This is a genomic window from Rhodoferax sp. SPJ4 (genome assembly GCF_058216275.1).
Genome location: NZ_JBYZMN010000001.1, coordinates 221,816 through 235,970, shown reverse-complemented (window position 1 = coordinate 235,970; position 14,155 = coordinate 221,816). Strand labels below are relative to the sequence as shown.

Annotated in this window: 12 protein-coding genes; 4 read left to right on the top strand and 8 right to left on the bottom strand. The window is 66.7% G+C overall.

The genetic code is table 11. The features are described 5' to 3' along the window. Nucleotides 1-36: 36 nt before the first annotated feature. The 3 genes from AC4BAR_RS01080 to AC4BAR_RS01070 all read left to right on the top strand — a co-directional run bounded on the left by AC4BAR_RS01080 (nt 37) and on the right by AC4BAR_RS01070 (nt 5,020). Entirely contained in the window at nt 37-2,949 is a 2,913-nt protein-coding gene (locus AC4BAR_RS01080) for a ribonucleoside-diphosphate reductase subunit alpha (protein ID WP_490625971.1), read from the top strand. Between the two features lie 138 nt (nt 2,950-3,087). Beyond that, nucleotides 3,088-4,296 carry a ribonucleotide-diphosphate reductase subunit beta gene (locus AC4BAR_RS01075; protein WP_490625970.1) on the top strand — a complete coding sequence of 403 codons (1,209 nt, stop codon included), beginning with the start codon at nt 3,088-3,090 and terminating at the stop codon, nt 4,294-4,296. Between the two features lie 181 nt (nt 4,297-4,477). Beyond that, complete coding sequence (locus tag AC4BAR_RS01070; RefSeq protein ID WP_490625969.1) at nt 4,478-5,020, top strand: histone; 543 nt, start codon at nt 4,478-4,480, stop codon at nt 5,018-5,020. A gap of 63 nt (nt 5,021-5,083) precedes the next feature. Here AC4BAR_RS01070 and AC4BAR_RS01065 read toward each other — a convergent pair whose 3' ends face one another. From AC4BAR_RS01065 to AC4BAR_RS01035, 7 genes are all read right to left on the bottom strand, one after another. After that, complete coding sequence (locus AC4BAR_RS01065; protein WP_490625968.1) at nt 5,084-5,986, bottom strand: carbohydrate kinase family protein; 903 nt, start codon at nt 5,984-5,986, stop codon at nt 5,084-5,086. 10 nt (nt 5,987-5,996) lie between these two features. Next, nucleotides 5,997-6,932: a zinc-ribbon and DUF3426 domain-containing protein gene (locus tag AC4BAR_RS01060; protein WP_490625967.1), complete on the bottom strand. Its 936-nt coding sequence runs from the start codon at nt 6,930-6,932 to the stop codon at nt 5,997-5,999. 50 nt (nt 6,933-6,982) lie between these two features. Then, on the bottom strand, nt 6,983-7,882 hold the full coding sequence (gene prmA / locus AC4BAR_RS01055; RefSeq protein ID WP_490625966.1) for a 50S ribosomal protein L11 methyltransferase: 900 nt from the start codon (nt 7,880-7,882) through the stop codon (nt 6,983-6,985). An 8-nt stretch (nt 7,883-7,890) separates the two neighbouring features. Then, nucleotides 7,891-9,240: an acetyl-CoA carboxylase biotin carboxylase subunit gene (accC, locus tag AC4BAR_RS01050; RefSeq protein WP_490625965.1), complete on the bottom strand. Its 1,350-nt coding sequence runs from the start codon at nt 9,238-9,240 to the stop codon at nt 7,891-7,893. A 7-nt stretch (nt 9,241-9,247) separates the two neighbouring features. Then, on the bottom strand, nt 9,248-9,703 hold the full coding sequence (gene accB / locus AC4BAR_RS01045) for an acetyl-CoA carboxylase biotin carboxyl carrier protein (RefSeq protein ID WP_490625964.1): 456 nt from the start codon (nt 9,701-9,703) through the stop codon (nt 9,248-9,250). 289 nt (nt 9,704-9,992) lie between these two features. Continuing rightward, nucleotides 9,993-10,580 carry a TlpA family protein disulfide reductase gene (locus tag AC4BAR_RS01040; RefSeq protein ID WP_490625963.1) on the bottom strand — a complete coding sequence of 196 codons (588 nt, stop codon included), beginning with the start codon at nt 10,578-10,580 and terminating at the stop codon, nt 9,993-9,995. Further along, complete coding sequence (locus AC4BAR_RS01035) at nt 10,577-11,170, bottom strand: hypothetical protein (RefSeq protein ID WP_490625962.1); 594 nt, start codon at nt 11,168-11,170, stop codon at nt 10,577-10,579. Before AC4BAR_RS01035 ends, AC4BAR_RS01040 begins: the two co-directional genes overlap by 4 nt. A 177-nt stretch (nt 11,171-11,347) precedes the next feature. On the opposite strand from AC4BAR_RS01035, the gene mpl reads away from it, so the two are divergent. Further along, on the top strand, nt 11,348-12,811 hold the full coding sequence (gene mpl / locus AC4BAR_RS01030; protein ID WP_490625961.1) for a UDP-N-acetylmuramate:L-alanyl-gamma-D-glutamyl-meso-diaminopimelate ligase: 1,464 nt from the start codon (nt 11,348-11,350) through the stop codon (nt 12,809-12,811). 42 nt (nt 12,812-12,853) lie between these two features. Here the strand turns inward: mpl and AC4BAR_RS01025 are convergent, their stop codons facing one another. After that, a complete protein-coding gene (locus tag AC4BAR_RS01025; RefSeq protein WP_490625960.1) occupies nt 12,854-13,975 on the bottom strand; it encodes a 3-deoxy-7-phosphoheptulonate synthase in 1,122 nt (373 codons plus the stop codon). Nucleotides 13,976-14,155: the final 180 nt, after the last annotated feature.

Below are 14,155 nucleotides of genomic sequence, written 5' to 3'. Positions count from 1 at the left end.
GCCCCATTCCCCAAGAACAACGACCGAGAGGACACCATGCAAATTGCCCCATCCAGCCCCGCCCCCCACCTGGCGCGCGCCACCAGCGACACGCCCTCTGCCCACACGGGTACCGTCAGCCCCTCGGTGCTGACGAACTACCAAATCATCCGCCGCAACGGCGCGGTGGTGGCCTTTGAGCCCAGCAAGGTGGCGATCGCGATGATGAAGGCCTTTCTGGCGGTGCACGGCACCCAGGGCGCCGCATCGGCCAGCGTGCGCGAAACGGTGGACGGCCTGACCCAGGCCGTGACCCGCGCGCTGGTGCGTTCGCGTCCCGGCGGCGGCACCTTCCACATCGAAGATGTGCAAGACCAGGTGGAACTGGGCCTGATGCGCGGCGGCCACCACGAGATCGCCCGCGCCTATGTGCTGTACCGCGAAAAGCGGGCCCAGGAGCGCGCCAAGCAGGCCGCCCCAGTGGCCAGCAACACCCCGGTGCTGCATGTGATCGACGGCGGCCAGCGGGTCGCGCTGGACATGGGCCACCTGACCCAGTTGATCGAATCGGCCTGCGAAAACCTGGGCAAGGACGTCAGCGCCGCGCCCATCCTGAGCGAAACCCTGCGCAACCTGTACGACGGTGTGCCCATGGACGAGGTCTACAAGGCCTCCATCCTGGCCGCGCGCACGCTGATCGAGAAAGACCCCGACTACACCTATGCCACCGCCCGTTTGCTGCTGCACACGGTGCGCCGCGAGGTGCTGGGCGGCGAGGTGCTGCAGCAGGACATGCACACCCGCTACGCCGAGTATTTCCCCGGCTTCATCAAGACCGGCGTGGAAGCCGAGCTGCTGGACGAGCGGCTGATGCAGTTCGACCTGCAGCGCCTGGGCGACGCGCTCAAGCCCGAACGCGACCTGCAGTTCGACTACCTGGGCCTGCAGACGCTGTACGACCGCTACTTCCTGCACGTCAAGAAGACCCGCATCGAGTTGCCGCAGTCCTTCTTCATGCGCGTGGCCATGGGCCTGGCGCTGGGCGAGATCGACCGCGAAGCCCGCGCCATCGAGTTCTACGAGGTGCTGTCCAGCTTTGACTTCATGTCCAGCACGCCGACGCTGTTCAACAGCGGCACGCTGCGTTCGCAACTCTCCAGCTGCTACCTGACCACCGTGCCCGACGACCTGGACGGCATTTACGAGTCGATCAAGGAAAACGCGCTGCTGAGCAAGTTCGCTGGCGGCCTGGGCAACGACTGGACCCGCGTGCGCGCCCTGGGCAGCCACATCAAGGGCACCAACGGCGAGTCGCAAGGCGTGGTGCCTTTCCTGAAGGTGGTCAACGACACCGCGGTGGCGGTGAACCAGGGCGGCAAGCGCAAGGGCGCGGTCTGCACCTACCTGGAAAGCTGGCACCTGGACATCGAGGAGTTCCTGGAGCTGCGCAAGAACACCGGCGACGACCGCCGCCGCACCCACGACATGAACACCGCCAACTGGATTCCCGACCTGTTCATGCGCCGGGTCATGGAAAAAGGCAGCTGGACGCTGTTCTCGCCCAACAACGTGCCCGACCTGCACGACAAGTTTGGCGCCGATTTCGAGAAGGCCTATGTGGCCTACGAGGAAAAGGCCGCGCGGGGTGAAATCAAGCCATCCAAGACGGTGCAGGCCTCGGACCTGTGGCGCAAGATGCTGACCATGCTGTTCGAGACCGGCCATCCCTGGATCACCTTCAAGGACGCCTGCAACGTGCGTTCGCCGCAGCAGCATGTGGGCGTGGTGCACTCGTCCAACCTGTGCACCGAGATCACGCTCAACACCAGCGACACCGAAACCGCGGTCTGCAACCTGGGCTCGGTCAACCTGCCCCGCCACCTGAAGGACGGCCAGATCGACCACGACAAGCTGAAGAAGACCATCACGGTGGCGATGCGCATGCTCGACAACGTGATCGACATCAACTACTACGCCGTCAAGAAGGCCCGCGACTCCAACATGCGCCACCGCCCGGTGGGCCTGGGCGTGATGGGCTTCCAGGACGCGCTGTACGAGCTGCGCATCCCCTACGCCTCGGACGACGCGGTGACGTTTGCCGACCAGTCGATGGAAGCGGTTTGCTACCACGCCTACTGGGCCTCGACCGAACTGGCCAAGGAGCGCGGCAAGTACTCCAGCTACAAGGGCTCGCTGTGGGACCAGGGCGTGCTGCCGCTGGACACGCTGAAGCTGCTGGAACAGGCCCGTGGCGGCTATGTGGAAGTCGACCAGTCGGCCACGCTGGACTGGGAGGCGCTGCGCGCCAAGATCGCCGTGGACGGCATGCGCAACTCCAACTGCGTGGCCATCGCCCCCACCGCCACCATCTCCAACATCATCGGCGTGGACGCGTCCATCGAGCCCTGCTTCGGCAACCTGTCGGTCAAGTCCAATTTGTCGGGCGAATTCACCGTCATCAACCACTACCTGGTGCGTGACCTCAAGCGCCTGGGCCTGTGGGACGACGTGATGGTGATGGACCTGAAGCACTTCGACGGTTCGCTGCGCCCCATCGACCGCGTGCCGCAAGATGTGAAGGCCTTGTACGCCACCGCCTTCGAGGTGGAAACCACCTGGCTGGTGGAGGCCGCGGCACGGCGCCAGAAGTGGATTGACCAGGCCCAGTCGCTCAACATCTACATGGCCGGCGCCTCCGGCAAGAAGCTCGACGACACCTACAAACTGGCCTGGCTGCGTGGCCTGAAAACCACCTACTACCTGCGCACCCAGAGCGCCACCCACGCCGAAAAATCCACCGTGCAATCGGGCCGCCTCAACGCGGTGTCGAGCGGCGATGGTGGTGGCATGAGTGCCCTCGACAAGGCGGCAGCCGCCGCGCAATCGCAGATGGGCCACACCGACAACACGCCGGCCACCGACATCAAGTTTTGCGCCATCGATGACCCGGGCTGTGAAGCCTGCCAGTGAGGTCCGCACGCGCGCCACAGGCCGGTGTTTTTTCAGGTCGGTGGTGCGATGCACTGCCGCAACAAAAATGCGCTGCGGTGTGAATGAACACTTTTCATTTCGCACTGCAGATCACATAATTCGAGAAATGGAATTTCTATGCTGACCTGGGACGACGAAGTCAAGCCCACACCGCTTCAAGCACGCGCCGGCACACCGCATGCCGACCAGCCGGCTGCCCCCGTGTCACCGCTGAATTCAGCCGCCCCCCGCAGTTTTGACGACGCCGCACTGAAGGCCTCCACCGCCGCCAAAGCCGCTGCGGTGGTGATGGTCAAACCGGCCGCCGGCCACCGTGTCAACGCGGCCGACAAACGCATCATCAACGGCCAGACCGACGTCAACCAGCTGGTGCCGTTCAAGTACAAGTGGGCCTGGGAAAAATACCTCGCCACCTGCGCCAACCACTGGATGCCGCAAGAGGTCAACATGACGCGCGATATCGCGCTCTGGAAAGACCCGAACGGCCTGACCGAAGATGAGCGCCGCATCATCAAGCGCAACCTCGGCTTCTTCGTCACCGCCGATTCGCTGGCTGCCAACAACATCGTGCTGGGCACCTACCGCCACATCACCGCGCCCGAGTGCCGCCAGTTCCTGCTGCGCCAGGCCTTTGAAGAGGCCATCCACACCCACGCCTACCAGTACATCGTCGAGTCGCTGGGTCTGGACGAAAGCGAGATCTTCAACGCCTACAACGAGGTGGCGTCGATCCGCGAAAAAGACCAGTTCCTGATCCCCTTCATCGATGCCATCAGCGACCCGAATTTCCACACCGGCACCCACGAGACCGACCAGACGCTGCTGAAGAGCCTGATCGTTTTCGCCTGTCTGATGGAAGGCCTGTTCTTCTACGTCGGCTTCACGCAGATCCTGGCCCTGGGCCGGCAGAACAAGATGACCGGTGCGGCCGAGCAGTACCAGTACATCCTGCGCGACGAGTCCATGCACTGCAACTTCGGCATCGACCTGATCAACCAGCTCAAGCTGGAGAACCCCGGCCTGTGGACGCCCGAGTTCAAGGCCGAGATCAAGGCCTTGTTCCTGAAGGCGGTGGAGCTGGAATACAAGTACGCCGAAGACACCATGCCGCGTGGCGTGCTGGGCCTGAACGCCTCGATGTTCAAGGGCTACCTGCGCTACATCGCCAACCGCCGGGCCCAGCAGATCGGCCTGGAGCCGCTGTTCCCCAACGAGGAAAACCCTTTCCCGTGGATGAGCGAAATGATTGACCTGAAGAAGGAACGCAACTTCTTCGAAACCCGTGTGATCGAGTACCAATCGGGCGGCGCCCTGTCCTGGGACTGAAAAGGCCGCCGCTTCCTTCATGCACCATCCCACACCACCCCGTCACCACCGTGCCGCAGAGCCCGGGTGGATGGGGTGTTCCCGTGTTTATGGCGCTGGGCAAGGCCCCAACGCCATGAATCGCTCCACGCCTTCCAACGCGCGTGGAGTGCTCTTTGTAACTTGATCAAGGAGAAAACAAATGGCAACTGCAAAAAAACCGGCCGCAAAGAAGGCCGCACCCGCGAAAAAGGCGGCCGCTCCCGCGAAGAAAGTAGCCGCCAAGAAGGCAGCCCCGGCCAAGAAGGCCGCGCCCGCCAAAAAGGCAGCCGCTCCTGCAAAGAAGGTAGCCGCCAAGAAGGCAGCCCCGGCCAAGAAGGCCGCGCCCGCCAAAAAGGCAGCCGCTCCTGCGAAGAAGGTAGCCGCCAAGAAGGCAGCCCCGGCCAAGAAGGCCGCGCCCGCCAAAAAGGCAGCCGCTCCTTCGAAGAAGGTAGCCGCCAAGAAGGCAGCCCCGGCCAAGAAGGCCGCGCCCGCGAAGAAGGCCGCTCCGGCCAAAAAAGCAGCTGCGCCCAAAAAGGCCGCTGCCAAGAAGCCCGCCGCCAAGAAAGCAGCCAAAAAGCCGGCCGCCAAGAAAGCCGCGAAAGCACCCGCTGCCAAGCCTGCCGCTGCACCCGCCGCGCCGGCTGCCCAGACCACGCTGAACCCCCAGGCGGCCTGGCCGTTCCCCACCGCCAGCAAGCCCTGATTCGTCAGCGCCCTGTGCCCAGAGCCCGATGCCACAAGCATCGGGCTTTTTTCTTTTGGGGGACTACAAGGCCAGGGCCGCGCGGTCCAAAGGGTGGTTCTGCGCCCCCAGGCTGGCCACCTTGACCGCCCCCACTTGGTTGCCCAAGGCGGCGCTGCGCTGCAACGACCAGCCCCGCTCCAGGCCGTACAGCAAGGCGCTGCGAAAGGCGTCGCCGCAACCGGTCGGGTCCAACACAGCCGTGGGCCGATGGGCCGGCAAGGCCTGCGCCACGCCCGCCTCCCACACCACACAGCCCTGGCCACCGTCGGTGACCACCAGCCCGCGCAGCCGCCGCGACAGGGCCGCGCAGTCCAGGCCCAGGCGCCCGGTCAACAAACGGGCCTCGTAGGCGTTGACCGCCATCCAGCTCGCCGCCTCGGTCAGCCGCCGCAGGTCGGTCGGGTCCAGCTGGGTGCAGGCCTGCCCGGGATCGAACACGAAGGGAATGCCATGCGCCGACAAGACCCGGGCGTGGCGCAGCATGGCCTCTGGCTGGTCGGGCGAAACGCTGGCAATGGCGATGTCGCTGCGGCCCTGCCAGTCCACCGCACCGCCATGGGCCATGGCCCCGGGGTGGAACACCGTGATCTGGTTGTGCTCGCGGTCGGTGGTGACCACCGCCTGGGCGCTGGCGGCATGGTCAACCTGCCGCACAAAGTCGGTGGCGATGCCCTGCCGACGCAGATGGGCCAGGTAGTCGGCGCCGTCGTGGCCCAGCGTGGCCACCGGAAGCGCCGTGCCACCGAGCTGCTGCAGGCCGTATGCGATGTTGCCGGCACAGCCGCCGAACTCGCGCCGCAGCGTGGGCGAGTGGAAGCACACATTGAGCTGGTGCAGCGCGTCGGGCAGCAGGTGGTCGGCAAAGCGGCCATCAAAGGCCAACAGCGTGTCGTACGCCAGTGCACCGCAGATCAGCGCGGCCATGGTCTCGGCGTCACGGGTAAAAGGCCAGCACCCGGTAGCCGGCCACATTGGCACTGGCTGGCCCGTCGGCCAGCGCCACGGTGAGGCTGGCGACCGATTCCCCGCCGGCGGCCAGCACCGGGCTGGCCGCGCCCCAATCGGCAGGCCGCAGGACGCGACGGATCACCGCCTGGTCGTTGCTGTCGGTCAGCGTGAGTTCGATCGCCGGCAAGGCCAGCGGCACGGCGGCGGTGTTTCTCAAGCCCACGTTCAGCCGGTAGCGCTGGGGCTCCAGCTTCACAAAGGCCGAGCTGTCGATGACCATGGCCTCGATCTGCCGCCAGGGCTGCAGCGTGCAGCCCAGCGGCGCACACAAGGCCAGCAGCAGCGGCTCGGCCCATGGCAGCTGGGCGGCCAGCCGGTCGCGCTCCTGCACCAGCACCTGCAGGCCCAGCGCCAGCGCCAGCAGGCCACTGCCCGCCGCCAACGCGATGCGCACCGGCTGGCCCTGCCAGAAGGCGCGGCGGTCGGCGGCGCGCTCAAAGGCCAGTGGCTCGACCAGGGTGCCGTCAACCGGCGGTGGCAAGGTGGTCGCGGGGCTGGATTCGGGCCACAGGCTGTCGTCGCTGAGTTCGCTCGGCACGGCCACCGCTTCAGCCTCGTCGCCGATCTGGTCAATGGCATCGGCGGGGGGCGGCGCGTCGGCGCTGGCGGTGGCCGGCATCGAGGCCATGCGCTCGGTGGCACTGGCCGCCTGCGCCTCGGCCATCGGCGGCGCGGGCGGGTTGGGCACCGTGACGGTGGCCGCAACCGCCGCGGGCTCTGCGGCCGGCGTTTGCATCTGCAAATGGGCGTCAAACACCTTGGCGCATTGCCCGCAGCGCACCCAGCCATCAGAAATGCGCAGCTGGTCGGGAACCACCCGGAACAGGGTGCCGCAGGTGGGGCAGCTGGTGACCAGGTTCATCGGTGCGGCGAGGGGGAGCTCGCGGGTCGGGCTCGGGCTGAGCGGGAGGCTCAGTTTAGCGTGGCCGTCATCAGTATCCAGCCGTCTTCGCTGTCTGCCACCCGCAGCTGCGCATAGGGCGCATAAGCCTCGGTCAGCTCCTCGGCCTGGCGGGCCAGGATGCCGGCCAGCACCAGCGCGCCGCCCGGCGCCACATGGGCACACAACAGCGGCGCCAGCACCTTCAGCGGGGTGGCCAGGATGTTGGCCAGCACCGTCTGGTACCGGCCCTGGGCGCGGTCGGGCAGGCCGGCGCTCAGGGTCACGCCATTGGCCAAGGCATTGGCTTTGGTGGCCTCGACCGCGGCCGGGTCGATGTCGACCGCGTCGACCATGCCAGCACCGAACTTGGCCGCACCAATCGCCAGGATGCCCGAACCACAGCCGTAGTCCAGCGTGCGGCCCAAACCGGGCGAGGCGTTCGCACCGCCGTGGCCGGCAATCCAGCGCAAACACATCCGGGTGGTCGGGTGGGTGCCGGTGCCAAAGGCCAGGCCAGGGTCCAGTCGCATGACCTGGGTGGCCTGGGCCGGCGGCTCGTGCCAGGTGGGCACGATCCAGAACGTGGGGGTGATCTCGACCGGCGCGAACTGCGACTGCGTCAGCCGCACCCAGTCTTCGTCGGGCACGGCCACCACGCCGCGCACCAGGCAGTCGGCAAAGAAGTCTTGCGCCGCCAGCAGCGCCCCGGCCTCCTGGGCCAGGGCCTGCGACGGAAACAGCGCCCGCAGATGGGAGCGCTGCCAGCCGTCTTTCGGCGGCGGCATGCCGGGCTCGCCGAACAAGGCCTGCTCGGCCTCGGTCTGGGCGTCGGCGTCTTCGACGCTGACGCTCAGCGCATCGAGCGCCTCCAGCGCGTCACTGACGGCCTCGACCCGGTATTCCGGGCATTGCAGCAGCAGCTCGAACATGGCCGGCCTCACCGGGCCCGCTGCGCCAGCCACTCTTCGAGGTAGTGGATGTTGGTGCCGCCGGTGACGAAGTTGGCGTCCACCATCAGCTCGCGGTGCAGCGGGATGTTGGTGTTGATGCCCTCGATGACCGTCTCGGCCAGCGCGGTGCGCATGCGCGCCAGCGCCTGCTCGCGGGTGTCGCCGTGGACGATGATCTTGCCGATCATCGAGTCGTAGTTGGGCGGCACAAAGTAGTTGGTGTAGGCGTGTGAATCCACCCGCACCCCCGGGCCACCGGGCGCATGCCAGGTGGTGATGCGGCCGGGCGATGGCGTGAACTTGTACGGGTCTTCGGCGTTCACACGGCACTCGATGGCATGGCCACGGATCTCGATCTGGCGCTGGGTGAAGGGCAGCTTTTCGCCGGCTGCCACCATGATCTGCGTCTTCACGATGTCGATGCCGGTGATCAGCTCCGTCACCGGGTGCTCCACCTGGACCCGGGTGTTCATCTCGATGAAGTAGAACTCGCCGTTCTCGTACAGGAACTCGAAGGTGCCGGCACCCCGGTAGCCGATCTTCTTGCAGGCGGCGGCGCAGCGGTCACCGATGCGCTCGATCAGCTTGCGGGCGATGCCGGGCGCGGGCGCCTCTTCGATGATCTTCTGGTGGCGGCGCTGCATGGAGCAGTCGCGCTCGCCCAGCCAGACCGCGTTGCGCTGCTGGTCGGCCAGGATCTGGATTTCAATGTGGCGCGGGTTCTGGAGAAACTTCTCCATGTAAACCTCGGGGTTGCCAAAGGCCGCACCGGCCTCGGCCTTGGTGGTCTGCACCGCATGGATCAGCGCCGCCTCGGTGTGCACCACCCGCATGCCACGCCCTCCGCCGCCGCCGGCGGCCTTGATGATGACCGGGTAGCCCACCGCCTTGGCGATGCGCCGGATGGCCACCGGGTCGTCGGGCAAGGCGCCTTCAGAGCCGGGCACACAGGGCACACCGGCCTTGATCATGGCCTGCTTGGCCGACACCTTGTCGCCCATCAAACGGATGGACTCGGGCGTGGGGCCGATGAACTGGAAGCCGCTTTTCTCCACCCGCTCGGCGAAGTCGGCGTTCTCGCTCAGGAAGCCATAGCCGGGGTGGATGGCCTCGGCGTCGGTGACTTCGGCCGCCGAGATGATGGCCGGCATGTTGAGGTAGCTCAGGCCGGAAGGCGCAGGGCCGATGCACACCGCCTCGTCGGCCAGCTTGATGTACTTGGCCTCGCGGTCGGCTTCGGAATACACCATCACCGCCTTGACGCCCAGCTCCCGGCAGGCGCGCTGGATGCGCAGGGCAATCTCGCCGCGGTTGGCGATCAGAATCTTCTTGAACATGCCGGGTTCACTCGATCACGAACAGCGGCTGGCCGTATTCCACCGCCTGGCCGTTGTCGGACAGGATCTGCACCACGGTGCCGCTCTTGTCGGCCTCGATCTCGTTGAGGATCTTCATCGCCTCGATGATGCAGATGGTCTCACCTTCTTTGATGGTGCTGCCGACCTCGACAAAGGGCTTGGCGCCCGGGCTGGCCGAGCGGTAAAAAGTGCCGACCATGGGCGACTTGACCACATGGCCGGACGGCGCGGCTGCCGCGGCGGGCGTCGCCTCGGCCGCCACCGGCATGGGTACAGCGACCGGGGCCGGCGCCGCCTGCGGCGGAGCCATTTGGTAGGCCACGGGGGCGCCGTAACCGCCCTTGACGATGCGCACCTTGCCCTCGGCTTCGGTGATTTCCAGCTCGGAAACGTTGGATTCCGACACCAGGTCGATCAGGGTTTTGAGTTTTCGCAGGTCCATGAAATTTCCAATCGCTCCAGTGGGCTGTTGCAGCCAAATCTCATTATTTTTTGTGATCGCACGCTTACCGCAGCGATTTCACACCAAGTACGGATGCTAACCGCATTCCGGATGACGCCAAAGACTGTTCATTCCGGCGGGTTTGTGCTACCCGTTGGGCTTGCATCCACCACACACGGCCGATGCAAACAGGCCACCGGGCCGGGGCGGGCCCGGCGGGTGGCTGGCGCGGATTGTACCGGCCCGCCTCCACCGTTTGGCTGAGCAGGCGGTCTGGTCGCCCGTCCGCTCAGCCCACGCGGCCGGACGGGGCCCACTGCAGCAGTTCGGCCTCGCTGACTTTGCCCATCTTGCGGTGCAACACCGCACCGCGGGCGTCCAGCACCACGGTGTAAGGCAGGCCGCCGGTGCTGTTGCCCAGCGTGCGGCCCAGCTCGGTGCCCCCCAGGCCGGCCAGCCCAACGGGGAAATCGAGCGGTGTTTTCTGCAGGAAGTTGCGCACCGAACTGGGCTGGTCAATGGCCAATCCCAGCATTTGCAAGCCGTTCGCACTGTGTTCGCGGTAAAACCGGTTCAGCAACGGCAGTTCCTCGATGCAGGGCGGGCACCAGGTGGCCCAGAAGTTGACCAGCAACGGTTTGCCGCGCAAGGACTGCATGGCCAGCGTGCCACCGGCGGGCGTGTCAAAGCTGAGCGCCCACAACGCGGCCTCGGGGCCGTCCACCGCCGACGCGCCTTGGGTGCTGGGTCCCAAGTGCCACCAGGCCAGGCCCACACCGGCCGCGGCGGCGGCCACTGCAGCGCCCACCAGCAGGCCGCGGCGGCCCGAATCGGCGACAGGGGAAGACTCGGACGGCAACAAATCGGGGGGGCTCATGCGGGCGACTCGGCAAGCAGGTGGTTCAAGGCGGCCAGATCGCCACGGGGGCGACGGCCTTGGGCGTCGGGGTGCAGGGCGCCGCGCAGGTCATCATAGCCATAGACCAGCAGGTGCACGCCCACCGTTTCGCCCAGCTCCCGGCAGGGCGCGCCCAGGCTCAGCGCCTCCACCGACTCGCCGCGGAAACCGCTGACGGTGCGGGCCTCGTAGTCCACCCGGTGGTCGATCAGCGCGATGTCCACCTCCTTGGGGTCGTCGCAGAACAGCTGCAGGTAGATGTCGGAGCGCCGGGTGGCCGTGCCATGCCAGACCGCGCCGCCCAGATGGGGCCGGAAAGCCGCCAGCCGCGCCATCCACAGCGCCGCCAGCCGGCGCAAGGCGGCCAGTTCACCCGGCTGGGTGTCGGCGCAGAACAGCGCCAGGTGGTCGCGCACCTCGGCCTCCACCAACTCGTTGTTGGGCAAGGCGGTGCGTGCCGGCAGGCCCAGCAATTTGAGCGCACGCCGTTTAGCCGGGCCGTATTCCAGGCCCTCGTCCACCACCAGGCGGGCCGCGGTGGCGGCGATTTCAGACGCAAGACTGTCCATGGCGGCATTGTCGGCGACCCGTCCAGCCGCTGCCGCGCCCTGGCCCAAGCACCCTGGCCACCCCGGGGTTTGGTTTGGTCAGCGCCGCATTCAACGCTCCTTTTATGAGAGCAACGGGTTCAGCAAAGACGGCCAATGGAGGTCAGGTTCACGCCAAACACCCCCTAAAATTGGCCCATGCACATTCACATTCTGGGCATTTGCGGCACCTTCATGGGGGGCCTGGCCGCACTGGCCCGCGAGGCCGGCCACCGCGTCACCGGCTGCGACGCCGGCGTCTACCCGCCGATGAGCGACCAGCTGCGCGCGCTGGGCATTGATCTGATCGAGGGTTTTGGTGCCGACCAGCTGGCCCTGAAGCCCGACCTGTTCGTGGTGGGCAACGTGGTCAGCCGCGCCCACCTGGCCGACGGCCAACCCAAGTTTCCGCTGATGGAAGCCATTCTGGACGCCGGCCTGCCCTACACCAGCGGCCCGCAGTGGCTGGCCGAGCATGTGCTGCAGGGCCGCCATGTGCTGGCCGTGGCCGGCACCCATGGCAAGACCACCACCACCTCCATGCTGGCCTGGATTCTGGAGTCCGCTGGCCTGCAACCCGGGTTTCTGGTCGGCGGCGTGCCACTGAATTTTGGCGTTTCAGCCCGACTGGGGGCCCCCACGCTCGGCACTGGCGTGCCCTCGCTGCCCCCCGAGGTGGTTGCCCCGCCTTGGGGCGGCCCGGCGGCGGGGCGACCTGCTTCGACCTGCTTCGTCATCGAAGCAGACGAATACGACACCGCCTTTTTTGACAAGCGCAGCAAGTTCGTTCACTACCGGCCGCGCACCGCCATCCTGAACAACCTGGAATTCGACCACGCCGACATCTTTGACAACCTGGTGGCCATCGAGCGGCAGTTCCACCACCTGGTGCGCACCGTGCCCTCGCAAGGTCGGGTGGTGTTCAACGCCGCGCAGGACAGCCTGCAGCGGGTGTTGGCCCAGGGCTGCTGGAGCCCACGGGCCGGCTTCGGCCCCGGCGGCGACTGGCAGGCTGACGGCCCGCCGGACGATTTTGTGGTGCAACACCTAGGCCAGCCGGTGGCCCGTGTGCGCTGGGCGGTGGCCGGGGTGCACAACCAGCTGAACGCGCTGGCGGCCATCGCCGCCGCCGCCCATGTGGGCGTGGCGCCCGAGATGGCCGCCCAGGCCCTGGCCGGTTTTCAAAACGTGCGGCGGCGGCTGGAGCGGCTGGGCAGCGCCGGTGGCGTGACGGTGTACGACGACTTTGCCCACCACCCCACTGCCATTGCCACCACGGTGGACGGCCTGCGCCGACAGGTGGGGGCTGCCCGCATCCTGGCGGTGTTCGAGCCACGCAGCAACACCATGAAACTGGGCACCATGGCCGCCCAGCTGCCCGACAGCCTGGCCCAGGCCGACCTGGCCTTCTGCCATGCCGGCGGGCTGGACTGGGACGTGCGGGCCGCGCTGGCGCCCATGGGCGCGCGGGCCCGGGTGGCCGACAGCGTGGACACGCTGGTGGCCCAGGTGGCCGCCGCTGCCCGGCCGGGTGACCATGTGCTGTGCATGAGCAATGGCAGTTTTGGCGGCGTGCACGCCAAGCTGCTGGCCGCGCTGGCCAGCACCATCGCAACGGCCTGAGCCGGCGCGGTGAACGCGCCCCCGGCGCCGGGGGCGCGGCGTTCAGCCGCGGCGCGCCTTGACCGCGTTGGACAGGATGTCCAGCGACTGCAGCGAATCGTCCCAGTTCAGGCAGGCGTCGGTGATGCTCTGGCCATAGGCCAGCTTGGACGCGTCGTCCTTGCCCGGGGTGAACTTCTGCGCGCCACCGTTCAAATGGCTTTCCACCATCACGCCGAACACGCTGCGCGAACCACCGGCGATCTGGCCGGCGATGTCACGCGCCACTTCCAGCTGCTTCTCATGCTGCTTGCTGCTGTTGGCGTGGCTGAAGTCCACCATCAGGCTGGCCGGCAGCTTGGCGGCTTCCAGGTCCTTGCAGGCAGCGGCCACGCTGGCGGCGTCGTAGTTCGGGCCCTTGCCGCCGCGCAGGATGACGTGGCAGTCCTGGTTGCCGCGGGTCTGCACGATGGCGACCTGGCCGTTCTTGTGCACCGACAGGAAGTGGTGTGGGCGCGAGGCCGACTGGATGGCGTCGGTGGCGATCTTGATGTTGCCGTCGGTGCCGTTCTTGAAGCCGATGGGCGCACTCAGGCCGGAGGCCAGCTCGCGGTGGATCTGGCTCTCGGTGGTGCGCGCGCCGATGGCGCCCCAGGAAATCAGGTCACCGATGTACTGCGGCGAGATCACGTCGAGGAACTCGCTGCCGGCCGGCAGGCCCAGGCGGTTGATGTCGATCAGCAGCTGGCGGGCGATGCGCAGGCCCTCGTCGATGCGGTAGCTCTCGTCGAGGTAGGGGTCGTTGATCAGGCCCTTCCAGCCCACCGTGGTGCGCGGCTTCTCGAAATAGACCCGCATCACGATTTCCAGCGTGTCCTTGTACTTGTCGCGCTGCGCTTTCAGGCGGTTGGCGTACTCCATCGCGGCCCGGGGGTCGTGGATGGAGCACGGCCCAATGATAACCAGCAGGCGGTCGTCCTGGCCGGTCATGATGTTGTGGATGGTCTTGCGGGTGTCGGTGATCAGCGTCTCCACCGGCGTGCCGCGGATGGGAAAGAAGCGGATCAAATGTTCGGGTGGAGGCAACACGTTGATGTCCTGAATGCGTTCGTCGTCGGTCTGGCTGGTTTTGTCGACGGTGGCATACCAAGCATCGCTGCTGGGCACATTGGATTTGGCGTTCATCGGGTCGCTCCTTCTTCAATCAAGGCAAAACAGGCATAAAAAAACCGCCGGGCTTGCAGGCCGGCGGTTTGTTCGAGATTCAGGTTGCTTACACGCGCACCTCTCGTCCGCCGGAGACCGGGAACGTAAAGTAAAAATGGAAAGCAGCGCGTGGCATAGGTTTGAAATGTAGCACAGCCG

Excerpts from the sequence above, each read along its gene's own strand:
- mpl (WP_490625961.1), top strand. The coding sequence starts at position 11,348 with ATGCACATTCACATTCTGGGCATTTGCGGCACCTTCATGGGGGGCCTG.
- AC4BAR_RS01065 (WP_490625968.1), bottom strand. The coding sequence starts at position 5,986 with ATGGCCGCGCTGATCTGCGGTGCACTGGCGTACGACACGCTGTTGGCC.
- accB (WP_490625964.1), bottom strand. The coding sequence starts at position 9,703 with ATGGACCTGCGAAAACTCAAAACCCTGATCGACCTGGTGTCGGAATCC.
- AC4BAR_RS01025 (WP_490625960.1), bottom strand. The coding sequence starts at position 13,975 with ATGAACGCCAAATCCAATGTGCCCAGCAGCGATGCTTGGTATGCCACC.
- AC4BAR_RS01060 (WP_490625967.1), bottom strand. The coding sequence starts at position 6,932 with ATGAACCTGGTCACCAGCTGCCCCACCTGCGGCACCCTGTTCCGGGTG.
- AC4BAR_RS01075 (WP_490625970.1), top strand. The coding sequence starts at position 3,088 with ATGCTGACCTGGGACGACGAAGTCAAGCCCACACCGCTTCAAGCACGC.
- AC4BAR_RS01080 (WP_490625971.1), top strand. The coding sequence starts at position 37 with ATGCAAATTGCCCCATCCAGCCCCGCCCCCCACCTGGCGCGCGCCACC.
- AC4BAR_RS01040 (WP_490625963.1), bottom strand. The coding sequence starts at position 10,580 with ATGAGCCCCCCCGATTTGTTGCCGTCCGAGTCTTCCCCTGTCGCCGAT.
- prmA (WP_490625966.1), bottom strand. The coding sequence starts at position 7,882 with ATGTTCGAGCTGCTGCTGCAATGCCCGGAATACCGGGTCGAGGCCGTC.
- AC4BAR_RS01070 (WP_490625969.1), top strand. The coding sequence starts at position 4,478 with ATGGCAACTGCAAAAAAACCGGCCGCAAAGAAGGCCGCACCCGCGAAA.
- AC4BAR_RS01035 (WP_490625962.1), bottom strand. The coding sequence starts at position 11,170 with ATGGACAGTCTTGCGTCTGAAATCGCCGCCACCGCGGCCCGCCTGGTG.
- accC (WP_490625965.1), bottom strand. The coding sequence starts at position 9,240 with ATGTTCAAGAAGATTCTGATCGCCAACCGCGGCGAGATTGCCCTGCGC.